At 72.3% G+C, this 18,197-nt stretch carries 15 protein-coding genes; 4 read left to right on the forward strand and 11 right to left on the reverse strand.

All coding sequences use genetic code 11. The features are described 5' to 3' along the window. Positions 1–128 precede the first annotated feature (128 nt). Together ABZY91_RS11845 and ABZY91_RS11850 are read right to left on the reverse strand one after the other, a co-directional pair. Complete coding sequence (locus ABZY91_RS11845; protein WP_355401727.1) at positions 129–929, reverse strand: TIGR03936 family radical SAM-associated protein; 801 nt, start codon at positions 927–929, stop codon at positions 129–131. A gap of 238 nt (positions 930–1,167) precedes the next feature. Then, a complete protein-coding gene (locus ABZY91_RS11850) occupies positions 1,168–3,096 on the reverse strand; it encodes a TIGR03960 family B12-binding radical SAM protein (RefSeq protein WP_355401729.1) in 1,929 nt (642 codons plus the stop codon). Positions 3,097–3,749: 653 nt separating this feature from the next. On the opposite strand from ABZY91_RS11850, the gene ABZY91_RS11855 reads away from it, so the two are divergent. Then, positions 3,750–5,039, forward strand: a complete 1,290-nt coding sequence (locus ABZY91_RS11855; RefSeq protein ID WP_329885139.1) for a M14 family zinc carboxypeptidase — start codon at positions 3,750–3,752, stop codon at positions 5,037–5,039. Positions 5,040–5,139: 100 nt separating this feature from the next. On the opposite strand, the gene ABZY91_RS11860 is transcribed toward ABZY91_RS11855, so the two are convergent. Beyond that, entirely contained in the window at positions 5,140–6,276 is a 1,137-nt protein-coding gene (locus ABZY91_RS11860; protein ID WP_355401731.1) for an SGNH/GDSL hydrolase family protein, read from the reverse strand. Positions 6,277–6,414: 138 nt separating this feature from the next. On the opposite strand from ABZY91_RS11860, the gene ABZY91_RS11865 reads away from it, so the two are divergent. Together ABZY91_RS11865 and ABZY91_RS11870 are read left to right on the forward strand one after the other, a co-directional pair. Then, positions 6,415–6,921, forward strand: a complete 507-nt coding sequence (locus ABZY91_RS11865) for a MarR family winged helix-turn-helix transcriptional regulator (protein ID WP_329951476.1) — start codon at positions 6,415–6,417, stop codon at positions 6,919–6,921. Positions 6,922–6,971: 50 nt separating this feature from the next. After that, positions 6,972–7,625, forward strand: coding sequence for a nitroreductase family protein (locus tag ABZY91_RS11870; protein ID WP_329885136.1), 654 nt, complete (start codon positions 6,972–6,974; stop codon positions 7,623–7,625). A gap of 94 nt (positions 7,626–7,719) precedes the next feature. On the opposite strand, the gene rodA is transcribed toward ABZY91_RS11870, so the two are convergent. The 8 genes from rodA to ABZY91_RS11910 form a co-directional block, all read right to left on the reverse strand. Continuing rightward, a complete protein-coding gene (gene rodA / locus ABZY91_RS11875) occupies positions 7,720–8,919 on the reverse strand; it encodes a rod shape-determining protein RodA (protein ID WP_329885135.1) in 1,200 nt (399 codons plus the stop codon). Beyond that, on the reverse strand, positions 8,916–11,186 hold the full coding sequence (gene mrdA / locus ABZY91_RS11880; protein ID WP_355401733.1) for a penicillin-binding protein 2: 2,271 nt from the start codon (positions 11,184–11,186) through the stop codon (positions 8,916–8,918). The genes rodA and mrdA overlap by 4 nt, the downstream gene beginning before the upstream one ends. Before the next feature lie 60 nt (positions 11,187–11,246). After that, the gene (mreD, locus tag ABZY91_RS11885; protein ID WP_355401735.1) at positions 11,247–11,891 is read right to left on the reverse strand and encodes a rod shape-determining protein MreD; all 645 of its coding nucleotides are present in this window, start codon (positions 11,889–11,891) and stop codon (positions 11,247–11,249) included. Positions 11,892–11,894: 3 nt separating this feature from the next. Beyond that, complete coding sequence (mreC, locus tag ABZY91_RS11890; protein ID WP_329885132.1) at positions 11,895–12,848, reverse strand: rod shape-determining protein MreC; 954 nt, start codon at positions 12,846–12,848, stop codon at positions 11,895–11,897. An 89-nt stretch (positions 12,849–12,937) separates the two neighbouring features. Continuing rightward, complete coding sequence (locus tag ABZY91_RS11895; RefSeq protein WP_327683829.1) at positions 12,938–13,963, reverse strand: rod shape-determining protein; 1,026 nt, start codon at positions 13,961–13,963, stop codon at positions 12,938–12,940. A 311-nt stretch (positions 13,964–14,274) separates the two neighbouring features. Continuing rightward, positions 14,275–14,688, reverse strand: coding sequence for a nucleoside-diphosphate kinase (ndk, locus tag ABZY91_RS11900; RefSeq protein WP_329885131.1), 414 nt, complete (start codon positions 14,686–14,688; stop codon positions 14,275–14,277). Positions 14,689–14,803: 115 nt separating this feature from the next. Then, entirely contained in the window at positions 14,804–15,154 is a 351-nt protein-coding gene (locus ABZY91_RS11905) for a DUF4233 domain-containing protein (RefSeq protein WP_329951474.1), read from the reverse strand. Positions 15,155–15,156: 2 nt separating this feature from the next. Next, positions 15,157–16,548 carry a folylpolyglutamate synthase/dihydrofolate synthase family protein gene (locus ABZY91_RS11910; protein WP_329951473.1) on the reverse strand — a complete coding sequence of 464 codons (1,392 nt, stop codon included), beginning with the start codon at positions 16,546–16,548 and terminating at the stop codon, positions 15,157–15,159. 174 nt (positions 16,549–16,722) lie between these two features. On the opposite strand from ABZY91_RS11910, the gene ABZY91_RS11915 reads away from it, so the two are divergent. Further along, complete coding sequence (locus tag ABZY91_RS11915) at positions 16,723–18,156, forward strand: glycosyltransferase family 2 protein (RefSeq protein WP_355401738.1); 1,434 nt, start codon at positions 16,723–16,725, stop codon at positions 18,154–18,156. The last annotated feature ends 41 nt before the right edge of the window (positions 18,157–18,197 follow it).

The raw sequence follows: 18,197 nt of genomic DNA on the forward strand, positions 1-18,197 counted from the left end.
CACCGACCATCGGGGTCGGCGGGCCACAAGAGGCCGGCCTGTGCTTCGACGACGCTCGCTCCCCTGGGGAGCAGCGGGGGCCTGGAGGACCAGCGGGCCCAGTGTGAACTGGACCCGGCCTCCGCCCGCTAGGCGGACGCGGTTGCGCGCGGCTCGCCGGCCGTCAGAGGGCCGGCCGTGGCCGCGGCGCGGTCGAGCGCCAACGGGTCGGTCACCGTGCCGGTCTCCTCGTCTAGCGGCCCCTGCGCCAGCCTGGTCACCTCTGCGGGGACCGGCGGCGCCAGGTCGGCCGTCACACGGAGACCGGACAACACGTCGTCGGGTCGTACGGCGGGTGTGGCCTGTCGTACTACCAGGCGCAGTATCGCACAGGGACGGCCGGTCCGAACATCGCGGCCCCCTTCGCCGTCCGTGTCCGCACCGCCGTCGACCTGCGGCGAGGCGATTTCGAGCGCCGCCACCGCGCCGCGCGCGTCGAAGACACGCACGCCGTTCTTGGTGAGGCGTTCGACCTCGACCCGCTCCTCGGCCAGGAACGCCGCGATCGCGCGGGCCGCCTCCTCCGGGGTGACACCGTCCAGACGGACCAGCCACTCGGAGGCTTCCAGGCGCTCCACGAAGTTCGGCGTCCGCACCTCGACGGCGTCGATGACGTCCAGACCCGCGGGGAGCGATTCGTCCAGTTGGGCGCGCAGCTCCTCGGGGTCGCGCAGTGCGGCGAGGCCGATCTCCAGGTACTCCGCCTCGCTGGCCACACCGGTCGGCGCGGCGTTGGCGTACGACACCTTCGGGTGCGGAGTGAAGCCAGCCGAGTAGGCCATCGGCACGGCCGACCGGCGCAGGGCGCGCTCGAAGGCGCGCTGGAAGTCGCGGTGGCTGGTGAAGCGGAGCCGGCCGCGCTTGGTGTAGCGGAGACGGATCCGCTGCACGGTCGGTGCGGGCGGCGGACCGTCGGGCGTGCGGCGTGCCAGGTCGCTCAGTCCTTAGTCAGTTGTCCCCGTCCGTCGCAACGGCGGTTTCCCGCCACTGTCCGGACTCTGTCACCCCAAAGGGTACGCGTCCCCGCCACCCCCTCGCTCCGTTCCTGCTCAGGGGGGTCCGGTCCGGCGTCCGGAGACGACGGGACGCCCCCGCCGGACAGGTCCGGCGGGGGCGTCCCGGGTGCCGCTACTTGCCGACCACGCTCAGCGGGAGGAGCTTCTTCCCGGTGGGGCCGATCTGGATGCTCGTGTCCATCTGCGGGCAGACGCCGCAGTCGAAGCAGGGGGTCCAGCGGCAGTCGTCCACCTCGACCTCCTCCAGGGCGTCCTGCCAGTCCTCCCAGAGCCAGTCCTTGTCGAGACCGCTGTCCAGGTGGTCCCAGGGCAGCACCTCCTCGTAGGTGCGCTCACGGGTGGTGTACCAGTCGACGTCCACGCCCGTGCCGGCCAGGCCCTTCTCGGCGGAGGCCATCCAGCGGTCGTACGAGAAGTGCTCGCGCCAGCCGTCGAAACGGCCGCCGTCCTCGTAGACCGCCCGGATGACGGCGCCGATCCGGCGGTCGCCGCGCGAGAGCAGGCCCTCGACGATGCCGGGCTTGCCGTCGTGGTAGCGGTAGCCGATGTTCTTGCCGTACTTGCGGTCGCCGCGGATGGAGTCGCGCAGCTTGGCCAGGCGGGCGTCGGTGGCCTCGGCGGAGAGCTGCGGGGCCCACTGGAACGGGGTGTGCGGCTTGGGCACGAACCCGCCGATGGAGACGGTGCAGCGGATGTCGTTCTGGCCGGTGACCTCGCGGCCCTTCTGGATGACGTTCTTCGCCATCTCACCGATCTGGAGCACGTCGTCGTCGGTCTCGGTGGGCAGGCCGCACATGAAGTACAGCTTCACCTGGCGCCAGCCGTTGCCGTAGGCGGTGGCGACGGTGCGGATGAGGTCCTCCTCCGACACCATCTTGTTGATCACCTTGCGCATGCGCTCACTGCCGCCCTCGGGGGCGAAGGTGAGCCCGGAGCGGCGGCCGTTGCGGCTCAGCTCGTTGGCGAGGTCGATGTTGAAGGCGTCGACGCGGGTGGACGGCAGCGACAGGCCGATCTTGTCCTCGGTGTAGCGGTCCGCGAGGCCCCTGGCGATGTCGCCGATCTCGGTGTGGTCGGCGGAGGAGAGCGACAGGAGGCCGACCTCCTCGAAGCCGGTGGCCTTGAGCCCGCGTTCCACCATCTCGCCGATGCCGGTGATGCTTCGCTCCCGCACGGGGCGCGTGATCATGCCGGCCTGACAGAAACGGCAGCCGCGGGTACAGCCGCGGAAGATCTCGACGGACATCCGCTCGTGCACGGTCTCGGCGAGCGGGACGAGCGGCTGCTTGGGGTAGGGCCACTCGTCGAGGTCCATGACGGTGTGCTTGGAGACCCGCCACGGGACGCCGGGGGCGTTCGGCACGACGCGGCCGATCCGGCCGTCGGGCAGGTACTCGACGTCGTAGAAGGCGGGCACGTACACGCCGCCGGTGCGCGCGAGGCGCAGCAGCAGCTCCTCGCGACCGCCGGGGCGGCCCTCCTCCTTCCAGGCCCGGACGATCCGGGTGATGTCGAGCACGGCCTGCTCGCCGTCGCCGACCACGGCGCAGTCGATGAAGTCCGCGATCGGCTCGGGGTTGAACGCGGCGTGGCCGCCGGCCAGCACGATCGGGTCCTCGTCGGTCCGGTCCCGGGCGTTCAGCGGGATGCCGGCCAGGTCGAGGGCCGTGAGCATGTTGGTGTAGCCGAGCTCGGTGGAGAAGGAGAGCCCGAACACGTCGAAGGCGCGCACCGGCCGGTGGGCGTCAACGGTGAACTGGGGGACGCGGTGCTCGCGCATCAACGCCTCCAGGTCCGGCCAGACGCTGTAGGTGCGCTCGGCCAGCACACCCTCCTGCTCGTTGAGCACCTCGTAGAGGATCATGACGCCCTGGTTGGGCAGGCCGACCTCGTAGGCGTCGGGGTACATCAGCGCCCAGTGGACGTCGCAGGCGTCCCAGTCCTTGACGGTCGAGTTGAGCTCGCCGCCGACGTACTGGATCGGCTTCTGGACGTGCGGGAGGAGGGCCTCCAGGCGTGGGAAGACCGATTCGACAGTCATGTACTAGGAACCCTTACGACGTTTGATGGCCGCCGTGCTCACCGATGGGCGACGGCTGGGAGGGGTGACCCTCAAGGGTAGCCGAATCGCGGCAGGCTCATCCCGGCCGGCCCGTGCCGCGCTCCGCGGCCGGGGCCGCTCCGGCGGGTGAACGGCGCCCTACGGCGCGGCGTCGACGGTGGTTGACACGTTCGAAGGACGCGTGCGCTACTGGCAAGGCTCTGCCGGAGGGTCCTGCACGCCGTCGAGGCAAGGGAGTTGACCATGCACAAGGCAACCGGCCCCGGCCTCCTGCCCGGGACCGTGGTCCTCCCGCCCGGAGCCGCGGGCGGCTGACCCCGCGGGCGGCCCGGCGCAGGCCCCGGCGCAGGCGCCCCGTCCACGCGCGGTATCCGGACGCCCCACCGGGGTATGTCCCGCAGACGGGTCTCACCGACCGGCCCTCACCGACCGGTCTCCGTCGTACAGCCTTCACAGCCTTCGCCGAACAGCCCCCACGGATCGGCCTTCACCGGTCGGCCCCCGCAGTGCCCCCTCGCATTCCCCCACCGCATTTCCCACCGCATTCCCCCGTCGAAACGACCCCGAGGACAGCCCCCGAGGACAGGCCACAGCGCCGCCCGCACACGGGCGTGCCCGAGGACAGGAGAGCCATGACCGACACGGGCCCACGGGTACGCCGGATCGGACCGCCGCGCCAGGACATCGAGAGTTACCCGACGGTCGCCCGCGCGGTCGCGGCCGCCCAGCGGCTGGCCCGCCGCCACCCCGACCGCTGTCGCGTCCGCGAGGTGGGCCGCTCCCGGGCCGGCCGGCCGCTGGTGCTGCTCTCCGTCGACGACGGGGAGCACACCGTCCTGGCGGTCGGCGGCCCGCACCCGAACGAGCCGGTGGGCATGGCCGCCGCGGTCCGGCTGGCCGAGCGGGTGCTGGAGCTGCCGCCCCGCCCGGGGGTCGGCTGGCACGTGCTGCTCTGCCTGGACCCGGACGGCGCCGCGCTCAACGAGGGCTGGCTGCACGGCCCGCTCACCCCGGCCCGGCACTACGAGCACTTCTTCCGGCCGGCGTTCGACGAGCAGCCCGAGCTGCCGCCGGCCCCGGACGGCGACCGGCCGCCGATGCCGGAGAGCCGGGCGCTGACCGGCCTGATCGACGAGCTGCGCCCGGTGCTGCAGTGTTCGCTGCACGGTGTGGACTTCGGTGGCGCGTTCGTGCAGCTCACCCGGCCGCTGCCGGGTCTGGCGGAGGGGTTCGCACGGTCGGTGGCGCGGGCCGGCATCCCGCTGGACGTCGACTCCTACGACGCGGTCGGCTGGGACAGCCCGGCCCCGGGGGCGTACGTGATGCCGGCGCCGGGCGGCGGTTCGCAGGCGCTGCCGGACCGTCCGGAGCTGTCGACCTGGTCGTACGCGGGCCGGTACGGCGGGGTGACGGCCGTGCTGGAGGTGCCGATGTGGGCGATCGACGCGGTCGGCGACTCCCGTCCGTACCCGGACGCGCGCGCCGCCGTGGGGGCCGCCGCCCGGACGCTGGGCGACCGGGTCGAGGAGCTGGTCGGGATGCTGCCGCAGGTGCCGCCGCACGCCGGGGTGGCGTACGGGCCGCTGCTGCGCTCGATCGAGTTCAACCTGGAGGTCTGCCCGCTGCTGCTGGAGGAGTGGCGCACCGAGTGGTCGGTGGCGCCGCTGTCGGTGTCCCGGGTGACGACCGCCCGGATCGTCGCGGCGCGGCTGCCGCTGCGGGTCGCCTCGATGCTGCTGCGGCTGCTGGCGGACTCCGGGGGCCCGGCGGCCGACGCGGCCAGGGCGCGGGCCCGGGCGATCGTGGCGGCGAGCCTGGACGGCCTGCACCGGCTGGGCACCCGCTGGGTGCCGGTCGACGCCCAGGTCTCCCACCAGGCCCGGGCGGCACTGGCCGCCGCCGACCTGCTGCTGCCGGTCTGATCGCGAACCGGTCCGATCGCGGTACGGGCCGATCGCGGTACGGGCCGGCCCGTACCGGTCCGATCGCGGGCCCGGCCGATCACTGGCCCGTCGATGCCGGTCAGAGTCGGCCAGGTCCGGTCGGGGCCGGTCGGAACCCGCCGACCAGCGGCCGCAGGTGGGGGTCGACCAGGCCGGCCAGCCGGTACTCCCCCTGCGGTGTCGGGTGCAGGCCGTCCGCGTACAGGCCGTCCGCCTCGGTGACCGGCAGCACGTCCCGGCCGTCCACCAGGTGCAGCCGGCGGTCGCCCAGCCGCTGGAGCACCCGGACGGCCGCACCGGTCAGGTCGCGGACGTCGGCCAGGGTCAGCCCGGCCGCGTTGACCACCCGCTCGCGCTCCACCGAGGGGAGCGCGGCGATCACGGCGATCGGCGTGTCCGGGTGCCCGTCCCGGATCGTCTCGACGAAGCCGCAGACGGCGGGGCCCCAGCTGCGGGCGGTGAAGACGGAGCGGATGTAGGCGTTGGTGCCGATCTCCAGGGTGACCAGGTCGGCGGGGGTGTCGCGGATCACCCGGGCGACCAGCGGGTCCAGGTAGGCCTCGCCGGCGAACCCGAGGTTGCGCAGCCGCCAGCCGTGGCGGCGGGCGAGCAGCGCGGTCCAGCTCGCGGACGGCCCCTCGGGGAACATGGCGTGGGTGAGGGAGCTGCCGTAGGCGATCCAGCGCGGGCCGGTGCGCCCGACGGGGGCCAGCAGCCGGTGGCCGCGGAGGCCGACCGCGGCGAGCCGGGTGCGGGACAGGTGCGGCAGCCAGACCTCCACCTCCGTCGGGCCTCCCGGCAGTGCCAGGTCGAGGCGGCGCCGCCCGGGGTCGAGGTGGCGCCGGTGGAGGAGTACGCCGTCGGCCAGGACGTCCACCGGCGCGGCGCCGGGCTCGGCGTCGAGGTCCAGCAGCAGTTCGGTGGCGTCGGTGCGGACGGCGAACCGGACGCCGGCCGGGATCCGGGCGAGCCGCACGAAGTTGTCCGAGAGGGCGGTGGCGATCCGCTCCTGCGGGATCCTCAGCGGCAGGACGGTGCCGCCGACCCGTTCGAAGCCGCAGACACCGTCCCAGCCGAGCCGTGCGTCCTCGGGGTCGAGCCACTCCTCCCTCCGCCTCGCGCCGGTCGCCAGGGCCGTCGCCCCGTCGCGGCCGGCTGCCGCGCCTCCCCCGTCGCCGCCGCCCGCCACCGTGCCCGCGTCGTCGCCCCCGGCCATCCCGACCCCCAAATTAGTCTGTTGGACAACAATCTGATGTTCAATCACGTACGATCGGAAAGTAGCAGCGGAAATCATCTACCGTCAAACAATCTCTCAGGAGCGTTATGCTGGCCGTCCACCACCGAAGGAGTCCCGATGGCCAGCGCCCCCCGGACCGCCCGCCTCGCGTCCCCGAGCCGGGCGGACGACGGCGGCGAGCGCCGGCGGTACTTCGCCGCGCTCACCCAGGACCGCCCCGACGTCGCCCTCTGCCGCGCCACCACCGTGGTCGCCCGGACCATCGACGAGCAGCTCTCCGGAAACCCGCTGACGGTGGCCCAGCACCTGGTGCTCAAGATGCTCGACGCCGTCGGCAGCTGCTCCCAGCAGGAGCTCAGCGAGCAGCTGCGGATCGACCGCAGCGTGATGGTCGGCTGCGTGGACGCCCTGGAGGACGCCGGCCTGGTACGCCGCGAGCGCCACCCCCGGGACCGCCGCGCCTACGCCGTCACCCCGACCCCCGACGGGGCCGCCGCCCTGGCCGACGCCGAGCGCGCCATGGCCCCCGTCCTGGACCACGCCTTCGCCGCCCTCACCCCGGACGAGCGGGCGACCCTGGTCCGCCTCACCCGCAAGCTCCTCGACGTCCCGCCGGCCGACTGAGACCCCGCCCCGCGCGGCCGGTCGGCCCATCCCGACCGGAGGCCACGGCCGTGCCGTATCCCGACCTGACCGCTGAACAGCTCCTCACCACCACCCGCGCCGTCCGCAAGCGGCTCGACCTCACCCGCCCGGTCGCCCGGGAACTGGTCGAGGAGTGCCTCGCGCTCGCCACCCAGGCCCCCACCGGCCGCAACCGCCAGCGCTGGGACTTCGTGATCGTCACCGATCCGGCCCGGCGGGCCGCCCTCGCCGACCTCTACCGGCTCGGCCTGGTCAACCCCCGCCGACCCGTCGTCCGCACCGGCCTGGACCGCACCACCGAGGACACCGCCCGGCGGCTGCGCCTCGCCGAGAGCGCCCAGCACCTCTTCGACCGTCTGCACGAGGTGCCGGTCCTGGTGGTGCCCTGCGTCCGGATCGAGGGCCGGCACGAGTTCGACTCCCACGTCGGCCAGGCGAACGCCTGGGGCTCGATCCTCCCCGCCACCTGGCAGTTCATGCTGGCCGCCCGCTCCCGCGGCCTCGGCACCGCCTGGACCACCCCGCACCTGCACTACGAGCGCGAGGCCGCCGACCTGCTCGGCATCCCCTACGAGACGGTGGCGCAGGTCGCGCTCGTCCCGCTCGCCCACACCGTCGGCACCGACTTCCGCCCCGGCCCGCGCGTGCCCACCGACCGGATCACGCACTGGGACGCCTGGTGACCACCGCCCCCGACGACGACGGCGGGGCCGGCCCGGGATCTCCCCGGACCGGCCCCGCCGTCGGCACGCCGCCCACCCTCCGGCGACGCGCCGGTCAGGCCGCTATCGGCCGCTGGCTCTGCACCGCCTGCAACAGTCCGATCGCCACCCAGGTCGAGAACATCGACGACCCTCCGTAGGACACGAACGGCAGCGGGATGCCGGCCACCGGCATGATGCCCAGGCACATCCCTATGTTCTCGAACCCCTGGAAGGCGAACCAGGCGACCACCCCGGCCGCCACGATGGTGCCGTACAGGTCGGTGGCGTGCCGGGCGATCCGGCAGGCCCGCCAGAGCACCACGCCGAGCAGCACGATGATCGCCATCGCCCCGAGGAAGCCCAGCTCCTCGCCGGCCACCGTGAAGACGAAGTCGGTCTGCTGCTCCGGCACGAACTGCCCGGTGGTCTGCGTCCCGTGGAACAGCCCCTTGCCGGTCAGCCCGCCCGAGCCGATCGCGATCCGGGCCTGGGCCGTGTTGTACCCGACGCCGGAGGGGTCGAGCGCCGGGTTGGCGAAGGCCGCGAACCGGTCGATCTGGTACTTGCTCAGCACGCCGAGCTTCCAGATCGCCACACAGCCGCCGACCCCGGTCAGGATCAGCCCGAACACCCAGCGGTTGGCCGCGCCCGAGGCGAGCAGGATGCCGAGCACGATGACGGCCATCACCATCACCGAGCCGGCGTCCGGCATCAGCATCACTATCGCCATCGGCAGCGTCGCCCAGACCAGGCCGCGGAAGACCGCCCGGTTCGCCGGGAACTCCCGCTCACCCGCGTCCACCTGCTCGGACAGCACGACCGCCATCACCAGCACGATCGCCAGTTTGGCGAACTCGGCCGGCTGCACCGAGAAGCCGCCGCCCAGCTGGATCCAGGAGTGCTGGCCGTTGATGGTCGAGCCGAGCGGGCTCAGCGTGGCCAGCAGCAGCACGATGACGCCGACGTACAGGAACGGCACCACCGTCCGGAACCGCCGGCTCCCTATCGCTATCACCACCGCGCACAGCACGGCGCCGATCATGACGTTGGTCAGGTGCCGGTACAGGAAGTACTGCGGGTCCCCGTGGGTGAGCGAGTCCCGCCCGCGGGTGGCCGACCAGACCAGCAGCGAGCTGCCGAGCGAGAGGACCACCGCGGCCAGCAGCAGTATCCAGTCGATCCGCCAGATCGGGGAGTCCTTGGCGAGTGTCCTGGGGACCCCGCGGCGCTGCGGGGCGAGCCGCAGCTGACGGTACGAGCCGTAGGAGCTCATGCCCGGCCCCTTCCGGTGGAGCGGGTGGGTTCGACGGCCGCGACCGCCGCGACCGGTACGACGACCGTCCCGGAGGGCTGCGCCGGGTCCAGGAAGACCCGCGGCGAGCCGCCGGTGACGCCCGGGTCGCCGAACGCGCCGGCGGGGTCCCCGCCGAACGACGCCGGCTTGATGATCGCGGTGCCGTCCGCGTTGAACTTCGGCAGCTCGGCCTGCGGCGTGGACAGCAGGGCCTTGCCGTTGTCGACACCGCCCTTGTCGTCGACGCCGTAGAGCGCCTGGTAGATGCGGCGGACCGCGTCACCGGAACCGCCGGAGCCGGTGCCACCCTGGCTTATCGTCATCACGACCGCGTAGTCGCGACTGTAGGTGGTCAGGTACGAGGTGGTCTGCTTGCCCTCGACCTCGGCGGTGCCGGTCTTGGCGTGCAGCTCGATCTTCCCCTGCGGCCAGCCTGCGCCGGTGAACTTCCACGCGGCGGTACCGGTCGAGACGACGCCCTTGGTGGCGTCGTCGATGTACTGCAGCGTCTTCGCGTCGGTCGGCAGCTTGCCGTCCTCGTGCGGGGCGATCTCGCGGACCAGCTCGCCGCTCGGGCTTATCACGGCCTTGGCGACGGTCGGCCGCCACAGCGTGCCGCCATTGGCCAGCGCCGAGTAGATCCGCGCCATCTGCAGCGGGGTGACGAGGGTGTCGCCCTGCCCGATCGCGTAGTTGACGGCGTCACCGGCACGCAGCACGTAGCCGTCGGCGCAGTTCTCCTTGGCGATCAGGTCGGAGTACTCCTTGCCGCCCTTCTCGGCCTGCTTGCACCAGGCGTCCTTGTTGTTGTCGTAGAAGGACTGCTTCCACTGCCGGTCCGGCACCCGGCCGGTCGCCTCGGAGGGCAGGTCGATGCCGGTCTTGGCGCCGAGGCCGAACTGGTGGGCGGTCTTGTAGAACCAGTCCCCGGTCTCCTTCTTCGGCTTGATGCCGCCGTCGGCCAGCCACTGGTCGTAGGCGAGGCCGTAGAAGACGGTGTCGCAGGAGACCTCCAGCGCCTGGGCCAGCGTGATCGAGCCGTGGCCCTGACTCTCGAAGTTCTTGAACTCGCGGCCGCCGATGGTCATGCTGCTCGGGCAGGCGTAGTTGCCGTTGAGCGCGTAGCCGGCCTGGGCGGCGGCGGCCGTGGAGACCACCTTGAAGGTGGAGCCGGGGGCGGACTGACCCTGTATGGCCCGGTTCAGCAGCGGGTAGTTGGAGTCCTTGTTGGTCAGCCCCTGGTAGTCCTTGCCGGAGATGCCGCCCTGCCAGATGTTCGGGTCGTAGCTCGGGGCACTGGCCATCGCGACGATCCGGCCGGTCTTGACGTCCATCACGACCGCGGCGCCGGAGTCCGCGTCGTAGTTGCGCTTGGTGTTCTTGTCCCAGGTCTTGCGGGCGTCCGCCATCGCCTGCGCCAGGTTGTCCTCGACGACCTTCTGCACCCTGGCGTCGATGCTGGTCACCAGGTTGTCGCCGGTGCGCGGCGGCGCCTTGTCCGCGGTGCCGATCACCCGGCCGAGGTTGTCGACCTCCAGCTTGGTGATGCCGGCGGTGCCGCGCAGGTCGCGGTCGTACACCGACTCCAGCCCGGCCCGGCCGATCTGGTCGGCCGGGAGGTAGCGGTCCAGCCCGGCCTTGTCGGCGGTCTTGGAGACCTCCTCGTCGGTGACCGGCGAGAGGTACCCGAGCACCTGGGCCATGTTGGCGCCCTCGACGCCGGTGTAGTGGCGTACGGCGGTGGGCTGCGCGGTGACCCCGGGGAAGTCCTCGCGGCGTTCCATTATCTGCATCGCCTGCTGGGTGGTCGCCTCCTTGGTGACCGGGATCGGCTGGTAGGGCGATCCGTTCCAGCAGGGCTGCGGGGTCTTGGCGTCACAGAGCCGGGCCTTCTCCTGGACGTCCTTGGCCGGCATCCCGAGCACCTCGGCGAGCCTGGTCAGCACCGCCTTGCCGCCGTCCTTCTGCTGGAGCAGCGAGGTGCGGCTGACGGAGACCACCAGCTTGGTCTCGTTGCCCGCGAGGATGCGGCCGGAGGCGTCCAGGATCTCACCGCGGACGGCCGGTTCGACGACCTCGCGGATGTGGTTGCCGGTCGCCTTGGCCGTGTACTCCTTGGCGTTGCGGATCTGGAGGTACCAGAGCCGTCCGCCGAGGGTGGCGAGCAGCGACAGCACCAGGATCTGCAGCACCACCAGACGGATCGTCACCCGCCGGGTTCGGCCGGTCTCGGGGATGTTGCTCACGTCTCGTGCGCTCCAGGAAATCGCGAGGGCGGTCTGGTCGGATCGGGGGCCGGGGCCGGACTACGGGCGCTTGCCCGCGCCGAGCAGGCGCTTCTTCTTGTACATCGGGCGGGACGCGGCGTCGCGGGTGGTGCGGTAGCGGGCCAGGGTGCCCAGACCCGGGCCGCCCTCGTCGTCGCCGGGGCCTGCGGCGGCCACCGGGTCCTTGCCGAAGCGGCGGCCGAGCACCATCACGACGGGCACCACGAACGGGGCCAGCAGCAGGTCGTAGAGCATCGCGGTCAGCACCAGCGAGCCGAGCCCGACGTGCCGGGCGGCCGTGTCGCCGACCAGGGCGCCGACCATCGCGTACAGCAGGGTGGAGGCGATCGCGGCGACGGAGACCACGAGCAGCGCGCCGGAGACCGAGCGCTGGCGGCCGTGCTCGGGGCGGAGCAGCCCGGCGGCGTAGCCCATCAGGCAGAGCACCAGCGCGTACCGGCCGATGGCGTGGTCGGAGGGCGGTGCGACGTCGGCGAGCAGGCCGGCCGCGAAGCCGACCAGGCAGCCGCCGGTCGGCCCGTAGACCATGGCCAGGCCGACCACGACGAGCAGCAGTATGTCCGGGGTGGCCCCGGGGAGTTGCAGCCGGCCGAAGACGCTGACCTGGAGGATCAGGCCGAGCAGGATCAGGGCGGCGGAGACGGGGATGCGGGCGAGGCGCATGGCTCAGTTCCCCCCATTGGGCTTGGCGGGCGGGACGGCGGCCTGGGCCGCGGGGGCGGCGGGCGCCGCCGGGGCCTGGCCCTGACCGGCCGCCGCGGGGGCGGGCGGCAGGACGGCGTCCCGCGGGTCGGTGCGCGGCGGGACGACGACGACGCCGACCAGGTCGAGCCGGGTGAACTGGACGAACGGCTCGACCAGGACGGTCTTGGTGAGCTGACCGGGGTTGGCCTCGACCTGGACCACCTTGCCGACCGGGACGCCGGGCACGAACGGGCGGCCGCTCTGCGAGCCGAAGGTGACCAGCCGGTCGCCCTCCTTCACCTGGGCCTTGCCGTTGAGCAGCGAGACCTTCATGGCGCTGCTGCCGCCGCCGGAGGCGAAGCCGATCTCGCCGGTGCCCTCCAGCCGGGTGCCGGCGGAGAAGCCGGGGTCGGAGGCGAGCAGCACGGTGGCGGTGGTCGGGGCGACGGTGGTGATCCGGCCGACCAGGCCCTGCCCGTTGACCACGGTCATGTCCCGGGTGAGCCCGTCGTCGCTGCCGGCGTCGATGGTGATGGTCCAGGAGAAGCCCTGGGCCGGGCCGATCGCGATGGTCTGGGCGGCCTTGACGGTGTATCCGCCGGCGCCGGCCGTGCGCAGCAGGTCGTCGAGCTGCTGGGTGCGCCCGCCGGCCATGTCGGAGGAGGCCAGCTTCTGCCGCAGTTCGGTGTTCTCGCGGGCGAGCTGGTCGGTGCGGCCGCTGTGGGCCGCGGCGTCGCGGAAGGCCCGGACGGTGTCGGCGACCGGGTCGACGGCGGTGGCGGCGCCCCGTTCGACGGGTCCGAGGACGGAGGCCGCGGCTCGCCGGGCGCCGCCGAGCGGGGAACTCTCACCGCCCTTGATGTCGACGGTGATCAACGCGAAGGCGACGGCCACCAGCAGGATGAGCAGCAGCCGGCTCTCTCGTGTGTCCCTCACGGTGCTGGTGCTGCCCCTTCGTACCTGGCCCCTCCGCCCGGGCTGTGGACCCGGGCGGGGACCCGCTCAGTTCGGACGTTTCGGTTCTGTTAGCGGCGCGGTGCGGCGTCGAGCACCTGCTGGAGTGCCTCGAACTCCTCGACGCACTTGCCGGATCCGAGCGCGACGGAGTCCAGCGGGTTCTCGGCGATGTGGATCGGCATGCCGGTCTCCCGGCGCAGCCGCTCGTCCAGGCCGCGGAGCAGGGCGCCGCCGCCGGTGAGCACGATGCCCCGGTCCATGACGTCGCCGGCCAGCTCGGGCGGGCACTGGTCGAGGGTGGTCTTCACCGCGTCGATGATCGAGTTGACCGGCTCGTCGATGGCCTCGCGGACCTCGGCGGCGGAGATGACGACGGTCTTGGGCAGGCCGCTGACCAGGTCGCGGCCCCGGATCTCGGCGTGCTCGTCCTTCTCGCCCTCCAGGCCGAAGGCGGAGCCGATGCTCATCTTGATCTGCTCGGCGCTGCGCTCGCCCAGGAGCAGCGAGTACTCCTTCTTGATGTGCTGGACGATGGCGTTGTCCAGCTCGTCGCCGGCCACCCGGATGGACTGCGCGGTGACGATGCCGCCGAGCGAGATGACGGCGACCTCGGTCGTGCCGCCGCCGATGTCGACGACCATGTTGCCGGTGGGCTCGTGGACCGGGAGACCGGCGCCGATCGCGGCGGCCATCGGTTCCTCGATGATGTGCACCTGGCGGCAGCCGGCCTGCAGGGAGGCCTCGATGACGGCGCGGCGCTCGACCCCGGTGATGCCGGAGGGCACGCACACGACGACGCGGGGGCGGGCGAGGAAGCGGCGGCGGTGGATCTTGAGGATGAAGTAGCGGAGCATCCGCTCGGTGATCTCGAAGTCGGCGATCACGCCGTCCTTGAGCGGGCGGATGGCCACGATGTTGCCCGGGGTGCGTCCGATCATCTTCTTGGCCTCGGAACCGACGGCCAGGATTCCCCCGGTGTTGGTGTTAACCGCTACCACCGACGGCTCGTTGAGGACGATCCCCTTGCCCCTGACGTACACCAGCGTGTTGGCAGTTCCGAGGTCGATCGCCAAGTCGCGGCCGATGAACGACAGGTTGCTCGCCATGGGGTGTGGGTGCCTTCCCGGGCTCGGTGTCATGGAGGTGGACGGAATGCGCGCGCCCACGCTTGGGCGGAGACCAGCTGAGCTGCCTTACCGGGCCCTTGAGTCGCGTCCATCGTAGTCACGCCGGCCGGCACGGACGTCGACGTGGGGCGTACCGTCCATTGTCCGGAGCGTGATCGCTTCTCCGGGCATTGGGACGCCGTGTCGGCCCCCCTGGTTCCCTATTTCCCGATAAGAATGCCCCGGCCGGGCCAATGGTCCCGACCGGGGCACCCGAAGGTCCCTGGAGCCCGTCCGGATCAGGCGTGGGCCGGGAAGAAGATCTTGATCTCGCGCTCCGCGGACTCGGACGAGTCGGAGGCGTGGATCAGGTTCTCGCGGGTGATGGTCGCGTAGTCGCCCCGGATGGTGCCGGCCCCGGCCTCCAGCGGGTTGGTGGCGCCGGCCAGCATGCGGATGCCGGCGACGACCTCCTCGCCCTCGACGATCAGGGCGAGGGACGGGCCGGAGGTCATGAACTCCAGGAGCGGCTCGTAGAACGGGCGGCCGACGTGCTCCGCGTAGTGCTGCTCCAGCGTCGCCCGGTCGAACGTGCGCAGCTCGACGGCGGCGAGGCGCCAGCCGGCCTTGCGCTCGATGCGGCTGATGATCTCGCCGGTCAGGCCTCGCTTGACGGCGTCGGGCTTGAGCAGGACGAGAGTGCGCTGGGACACGGTGCGTCTCCTGGGGAAATCGGTACGGATCGCACGCCGTTCGACGTGCGGAGTGCGACTACCGCAGAGGTTACCTTGCGTGAGCGAATGCCCGGCCGCCCGTCGGAGGTCCGGTCTAGGCCGCCGGCGCCGGTTCGGCGGCGGCGGTCCGGGCGGCCTTGATCTCGTCGATCTTCCGGCCGTAGTGCACCGAGCACCACCAGAGGCCGGCGAAGACGAGGCCGAGGCCGAACATGGTCGGCAGGACGAAGCCGCTCGCGATGAGCCCGACCTGGAGCGCCCAGCCGACGGCGACCGCGCCGGGCCTGTTGATCATGCCGCAGAGCAGCACGCAGAGGGCCATCGCGATGCCGCTGACGGTCCAGACGGTGCCCGCGGGGACGTCCGAGAGCTGCATCGCCACCAGACCGGCGAACATGATCAGCAGTGCCTCGCCGATCAGCGTCGAGGAACAGAGCGTCCTCATCGTCACTTCCTCCCGAGCAGCAGGCGGGCCTCGCCCACGGTGATGACCGAACCGGTGACCAGCACCCCGGCGCCGCCGAGGTCGCCCTCCTCCTCGGCGAGGGTGACGGCGGCGGCGATGGCGTCGTCGAGCCGGGGCTCGACCTGGACGCGGTCCTCGCCGAAGATGTCGACCGCGAGCGCGGCCAGCGCGTCCACGTCCATCGCGCGGTGGGTGGAGTTCCGGGTGATGACGACCTCGGCCAGGAGCGGCTCGAAGACCTCCAGCAGACCGGCCACGTCCTTGTCGCCGCTGGTGCCGATCACGCCGACCAGCCGGGTGAATCCGAAGGACTCGCCGATCGCGGTGACCGCCGCCTGGGCGCCGTGCGGGTTGTGCGCGGCGTCCAGGAGGATCGTCGGGCTGCGGCGGACGATCTCCAGGCGGCCCGGCGAGTCGACGCCGGAGAACGCCTGCCGCACCTTGTCCACGTCCAGCTTCCCGCCGCGGGCACCGCCGACGCCGAAGAAGGCCTCGACCGTCGCCAGGGCCAGCGCCGCGTTCTGCGCCTGGTGGCCGCCGTGCAGCGGGAGGAAGACGTCCTCGTACTCCTCCCCGCCGAGGCCGCGCAGGGTGACGAGCTGGCCGCCGACCGCGACCTCACGGCGGATCACGCCGAACTCCATGCCCTCGCGGGCCACCGTGGCGTCGACCTCGACGGCGCGCCGCAGGATGGTCTCGGCGGCGTCGAGCTGCTGGTGGGCGACGATCGCGATGGCGTCGGGCTTGATGATCCCTGACTTCTCCACCGCGATCTCGCCGGTGGTCCCGCCCAGCTTGTCGGTGTGGTCCAGGCCGATCGGGGTGATCACCGCGACGGCGGCGTCGATGACGTTGGTGGCGTCCCAGGAGCCGCCCATGCCGACCTCGACGATGCCGACGTCCACCGGTGCGTCGGCGAAGGCGGCGTAGGCCATGCCGGTCAGCACCTCGAAGAAGGACATCGCGACCGGCTGGCGCTCGTCGACCATCCGCACGTAGGGCTCGATGTCGCGGTAGACCTCGACGAACCGCTCGGGGGTGATCGGGGCGCCGTCGAGGGTGATCCGCTCGGTGACGCTCTCCACGTGCGGGCTGGTGTAGCGGCCGGTGCGCAGCTCGAAGGCGTTGAGCAGCTGCTCGACCATCCGGGCGGTGGAGGTCTTGCCGTTGGTGCCGGTGATGTGGATGGAGGGGAAGGACCGCTGGGGCTGGCCCAGGATGTCCATCAGCGCCTCGATCCGGTCGAGCGATGGCTCCAGCTTGTTCTCCGGCCAGCGCTCGGAGAGTTCCACCTCGACGTCGTGCAGGGCGTCGCCGGCGGCGCCGTCGGCGGGACGGAGGGTGTACGGGTTCGGGTCGGCCTTGTCGCTCACGTCCACAGTCTACGGAGCTGCGCCGGGCGCTCCCGACGGGGTGAGAACGACCACTTTGCCCCGGGTTGGCCGTTTCCCGCGTTTACTATCGATTTAGCGACATCAGGCCGCAATGGAGCAGCGATTCGCGCGTCAAGGAGACATATCGCCTTTGATCACGAGGAGCACAGCGCCTTGCCCGACACCCTGCGCAGTTTTGTCGAGCTCCGCCGGGACAGCATCGTCTGGATCGCCGGACTGATCTCGCTGGCCCTGCTGGTCTACATGGCCCTCGTCTTCGGGCGCTTCCTCCTCTACTGGGCCGGCTCCCGGCACGCCTTCCGGCACAACTCCGCCGCCGAGCCCGGCGACCCCTCCGCCTTCCAGTGGCACCTGATGGTCCCGTGCCGCGACGAGGAGGCCGTGATCGCCCAGACCCTCGCCGGCCTGCGGGCCGTCGCCCCGGCCGCCCACCTCTGGGTGATCGACGACGACAGCGAGGACGCCACCCGCGAGCTGGTGCTGGCCGCCGCCGCGCACGACGACCGGATCCACCTCGTCCAGCGCCGCCGCCCGCACGCCCGGATCGGCAAGGGCGCCGCCCTCAACGCCGCCTACCGGGAGATCTCCGACCGCCTGCCGGCCGGCACCGACCGCTCCCGGGTCGTGCTCGGTGTGGTCGACGCCGACGGGCAGCTCGACCACGGCACCCTCGAACAGGTCTGCAACGACCGGGCGCTCGGCCGCCCCGACACCGGCGCCGTGCAGATCGGCGTCCGGATGCGCAACGCCGACGACGAGCTGCCGCTGCCCGGCCGCGGCCGGCTCGCCAACGCGTTCGCCCGCGCCCTGGTCCGGATGCAGGACGTCGAGTTCCAGGCCAACAACGCCGGTATGCAGATGCTGCGCCGCCGCACCGGAAGCGTCGGACTCGGCGGCAACGGCCAGTTCGTCCGGCTCACCGCCCTCGACACGCTGACCGCCGAGGAGGGCCGCGCGGGCCGGCCGTGGCCGGAGCGCGCCCTGCTGGAGGACTACGAGTCCGGCCTGGACCTGCGGCTGGCCGGCTGGCGGCTCACCCACGTCACCGAGGCCGCCGTCTCCCAGGAGGCCCTGGTCTCCTACCGGCGCTTCCTCACCCAGCGCACCCGCTGGGCCCAGGGCAACATGCAGTGCCTGCGCTACACCGGCCGGGTCCTGCGCTCCCCGCACTACCGGCCCGCCGGCAAGGCCGAGGTGCTCTACACCTTCCTCCAGCCCGTGGTCTGCGTGCTGCTGGTCGTGCTCACCCCGGTGTCGATCGCGATCACCACGGCGGGCCTCGTGCTCTTCCCCGAGGAGACCGCCGAGTTCCAGCTCCGCTTCGGCCCCTGGATGGTGCTCGCCTTCGTACTGGCCACCCTGCCGATGCTCTTCTGGGGCTTCGCCTACCGCCGGCTCGTCCACCCCGACCGCAGCCGGCTCACCGGTCTGCTCTGGGGCGTCATGGTCTGGCTCTACGCCTACCACCTGTTCGCGGTCGCGGCCCGGGCCGCCGTCCGGGTGCTGCTCGGCCGCAACGGCTGGGCCAAGACCAGGCGCAACGCCGAGAAGGTCGCGCTCGGCGCGCCCACCGCCCTCGAATCCTGACCCCGGCCGCCGACCCGACCCTTCCGGCTCGCCGCCCCGAC

The sequence above is a fragment of the Kitasatospora sp. NPDC002965 genome, assembly GCF_040611255.1.
Lineage (GTDB): Bacteria > Actinomycetota > Actinomycetes > Streptomycetales > Streptomycetaceae > Kitasatospora.